3 protein-coding genes are annotated in these 4047 nt (G+C 60.2%); 1 reads left to right on the top strand and 2 read right to left on the bottom strand.

Going from position 1 to position 4047, the window contains the following annotated elements; all coding sequences use genetic code 11:
- Positions 1-71: 71 nt before the first annotated feature.
- Entirely contained in the window at positions 72-419 is a 348-nt protein-coding gene (locus tag QN358_RS18675; protein WP_323513257.1) for a recombinase family protein, read from the top strand.
- A 439-nt stretch (positions 420-858) separates the two neighbouring features.
- Here the strand turns inward: QN358_RS18675 and QN358_RS18670 are convergent, their stop codons facing one another.
- Together QN358_RS18670 and QN358_RS18665 are read right to left on the bottom strand one after the other, a co-directional pair.
- A complete protein-coding gene (locus QN358_RS18670) occupies positions 859-1149 on the bottom strand; it encodes a hypothetical protein (protein ID WP_323513256.1) in 291 nt (96 codons plus the stop codon).
- A 112-nt stretch (positions 1150-1261) separates the two neighbouring features.
- Positions 1262-3901, bottom strand: coding sequence for an RHS repeat-associated core domain-containing protein (locus tag QN358_RS18665; protein WP_323513255.1), 2640 nt, complete (start codon positions 3899-3901; stop codon positions 1262-1264).
- Positions 3902-4047 lie beyond the last annotated feature (146 nt).

Here is a 4047-nt window from a genome sequence, read left to right as displayed (position 1 = left end):
CTCAATAACGCCCCAACGCGCTCCAACCTCTCAAATCAGAAAACGCCGCCCAGCCTCAGCCGATCGGTGGATTGAGGCTAAACGAACGCGGCGTCGGCCTCCGAGTGCTCGAACAGGGTATCGATACCAGCACCGCGGAAGGCCGCGCGATGTTCGGGATGCTCTCCGTTCTTGCAGAGCTTCAACGAGAACTGATCATCGCGAATACACGGGATGGGTTAGCCGCAGCGCGAGCCAGAGGACGAAAAGGCGGCCGCCGGCCAAAGCTCACCCCCGCCCAGGCCTCACACGCTCAAGAACTCTACGACGCCGGTAACCTCACCGTTCAACAGATCGCAGACCTGCTGAAAACGCCACGATCCACCATTTACGGGCACCTCAACAAGCAAAGCATCGGCCGGGGACCACAACCCGCATAAGGACACTCAGAACTACGAGACGATTTCGTCACGACCGCCGCTCATGCTCCGGCCTGCTCGCTTAGCGTGACTTTCCCGAGCGTTGGTCCCAAAGCCCCGGGTTCGGCATAGATTGCCCAGGTGGTCTCCACTGAGGCTGCCATAGTCAGATCCGCGCGTAACTGTGTCAGCTAGCAGGACGATCTAGCGGAAAGCTGCGATGTGGGCCCCGCCCTCGAGGACCGGAAGTTCAAAGGTAGGGCCCGACAGCGACGTCGACCAAAAGCACCGTCCTAGTTACAGGTGCGGGTGAGGGTCTTCCTGAAGGGAGATCGGGCCATCATCGCTGGCCGACGTAGGTTCCGACGTCAATGATCTCGAAGCTGCATCGGCCGACAGCGAAATGTGAAATGAGGGCATGCCGACAGACGACTGGAGAGCTGAACTAGCTTGAGGCAGGTCAGGATTGATACTTCGAGTTGCCTAGCTCACGTATCGCCGCGGCAGGGATTGAGTTACGGTTTCGCCACTTTTCAAAAAGATATGTGTTTCGAAGCGGTGCGACCCGGTCGACTCGATAGCCGAGCAATCTCAGATCTTCTGCGATTTCCTTGCCAAATTTGGCCTGGCGCATGAATCCAAATAAGAATGCACAATATGCGCTTACGCCGAAGATGACTATGGCTACCCAGCCAAACGGTGTTGCCCGTAACGCAATTCCCCCAACAATCATCAGGACAAAGAACGCCATTGCGAGCAGAAGGCTCCTCACGAAAACTACCCGTATCGAAGCCAGGTGGGAACAGTACCCTTCACCGATGAGCGGTCGCCACAAGTCTCGTACACGCTGCTCAGTCTTCGAACTATCCATTATCTGAAAGCCTACATTGTTGATGAGCCGCATCATTTTTGGCCCGACGTTCGTCTTCCTCGTTCAACGTTTTTTGCGCGGCAATCGTATCAAGGCCGAGCCCGGTTGCTGCATAGGGCAGGGTGGCCCGAGACATGCCTATTCCTGCACCCTCCATTCCAGCACCCTCCATAGCCATCCCCGCCACGCCCCCACCAGTCGCTAGCCCGTTGAACACCGCACCACCGCACCCCAAGCTATCCCCGTTGCTGCATGCCCATACGTCAAGACCGGTCCCCGCCACTCCGGCGGCTACCCCGACCGCTGCTAGCCCGGCGCTTATTTCTACGACCGCGCCGACCCCGGTAAGAGCGAATGCGAATAACCCCAATCCGATACCTATCGCGGCGACAGTGTCCCAAGTGTCCCAAAGCCCTCTGGGATCCATTCGATTTAGAAAATTGTTTGCCGCAAATATATAAGCGTTCAGAGTAGTCGCGACGAGGGCATCCATTGAAATGAAAAGTGCAGTTGCTGGATCGTAATACCGGGCCCTTAGGTAGGTGAATCCCGTCTCAGCGTCAGAGTATTCGCCTCCGAATTGAAGGGGGGTTGTGACTGTGCCGGCGTGCGCGGTGGTCTTGCCTTCTGGGTTATAACTGTAGGTTGCTACGACTGTACCGGCGCTTCCGGTGAGGGCGGTTGTTGAGCCGTGGGCGTCGTTGAAGTAGAAGGCTGGTGATGTTCCGCCGGGTGCGTATTGTTCGATGGCGGTGCCGGTTGGGCCGTAGACGTAGTCGAGGGTGCCGTCTGTGAGCATGTTGGGCACACTTCCTGTGGTATCCCAGACGTAGTTCGTTGTGGTTGTTCCGACGACTTTCCGAGTTCTGAGTCCGTCGCCGTTGTAGACGTAGGTTGCGGCGGTGGCTCCGGTGATTGAGGTGAGTTCTCCGGCGGCGTTCCAGTTGTAGTGCGTTGCCGTTCCAGTGCTGGGAGTCAGGGTGGTGCGTTGCCCGTTGCTGTCGTATGTGTAGGCGTTGGATCCGGTCGCGGGTGTTGTGCAGCTGGGTGTGGTGACGGTTGTGGTGCTGGTCCAGCAGAGTTTGCCGGCGGGGTCGAAGACTTGGGTTCCGGTGCCGAGGCTGGTGGGATTGCCGACAACGTCGTAACCGAGGGTGGTGGTAGCGCCTCCTGTGGTGCTGGTGGAGAGGTATTGGTTGGGAGTGTATCCGTAGGTGTAGTTGCCTCCTGCGGCGCCCGATGTCGCGGTGCGTCCGGTGAGGTCACCGGTGTTGTCGCGAGTGTAGGTGAGCGTGCCGAGAGCGGTCGCGCCTTTGGCAAGGGTGGAGGTGGTGGCCTGGTCGGCGGTGTTGTAGCCGGTGGTGGCGGTGACACCGTTGGGGTAGGTCGTGGTGGTGGGTGCACCGTCGGCGTTGTAGCCAAACCCGGTGATGAGTCCGGCGGGGTCGGTGATGGAGTCCATCTGGCCGATGGTGTTGTAGTGCTGGGTGACAGTGTTGCTCGTGCCAGGGTAGGCGATCGTGGTGACCCGGCCAGCGGCGTCATAGCCGTAGCCGACGACCTGGCCATTGCCGGCAGTGACGGTGGTGGTGTCACCGAACCGGTCATGTGAGTAGGTGTTAGTTCCGCTGCCGTCGGTCATCGTCACGCGTCGTCCGGCGGGGTCGTAGGTGTATGCGACGGCGTGGGTGGCGGTCCCGGAGTAGGTGATGCCGGTGAGCTCGCTGGCGTTGTCCCAGGCTTGGGTGATGATGTCGCCGGTGGGCTGGGTTTGGGTGGTGAGCCGTCCGTCGAGGTCGTACCCGTAGGTGGTGGTCTTGCTGTCTGGGTCTACCGAGGTCGACTCCCGGCCTTGCGCGTCGTACGTGTATGAGGTCACGTGGGTGGCGGCGTCTGTGGTGGAGTGCACCGTGTTATCGCCGTTGTATGCGGTTGTTGCGACGGCCGTGGATGGCTGTGTCACGGTCGTTGGCCGGTCGGAGGCGTCATACACGGTAGTGGTGGTGTGGCTGTTCGCGTCGGTGCTGGTGAGCTGATTACCGTCCGCGTCGAACGTTGCTGAGGTGAAGTGGCCGAGCGGATCTGTGGTCTTGATCGTGTGGCCGTAGATGTCATAGGCGTATGTGGTGCAGCCGGCCGCTGGTGGCGTGCAGGTCACGGCTGTGCCTGCGGCGACACCTGTGGGGCTGACGCTGCTGGTGACGATACCGCGTCCAGTGTTGTAGGCGAATTTTTCGACATGGCTTGCAGCGTCGGTCTCCGAGGAGACTTCACCGAACGTGTCGTACGCATAGGTTGTCGTGCTTCCGGCGACGTCAGTTTTCGTCGTTGGGAGAGCGGGGCGTGCTGCGTTTGTGTAGGTGGCGGAGGCGCTGCGGGTGGCAGTACTACCGCTCGTGCCTGCCTGCTCTGCGCTCTGACCGGGAAGGGACAGCACGCTCGAGGTAGGAGCGCCGGCCGCGTTGTATGTGTTGGTTGTTTGCAGGCCGTCGGGGCTGATCGATCGGAGCAGGTGCCCGGCTGCGTCGTAGGAGTTGGAAGTAGTACGTCCGAGGCCGTCACTGGAGGAGGTCACGTGGCCTGGGTCATCGTACGAGTACGTCTGTGTTGACCCGTCTGGGTTGGTTTGCACTGAGATACCGAGAGTGACCGGGTCGTACGCGTACGCCCACGTCGAGGCACCTGTCGCCCCGTACCCTTTAGCCTCAATCCACCGATCGGGCTCGGGGTGTAGCGGCGCGTTAAACCGAGAATGCCCGTCTTGTCAGGGAAAATTGT

Origin of the sequence: Subtercola sp. RTI3 (assembly GCF_035018625.1) — a bacterium.
GTDB classification, from domain to species: Bacteria; Actinomycetota; Actinomycetes; order Actinomycetales; family Microbacteriaceae; genus Subtercola; species Subtercola vilae.
Note: the sequence above shows the minus strand (reverse complement) of the source record. Positions and strands in the feature narration are given on the sequence as shown.

What these genes read in the sequence shown, in the direction of transcription:
- QN358_RS18670 (WP_323513256.1), bottom strand. Translation starts at nt 1,149, where the DNA reads ATGGCGTTCTTTGTCCTGATGATTGTTGGGGGAATTGCGTTACGGGCA.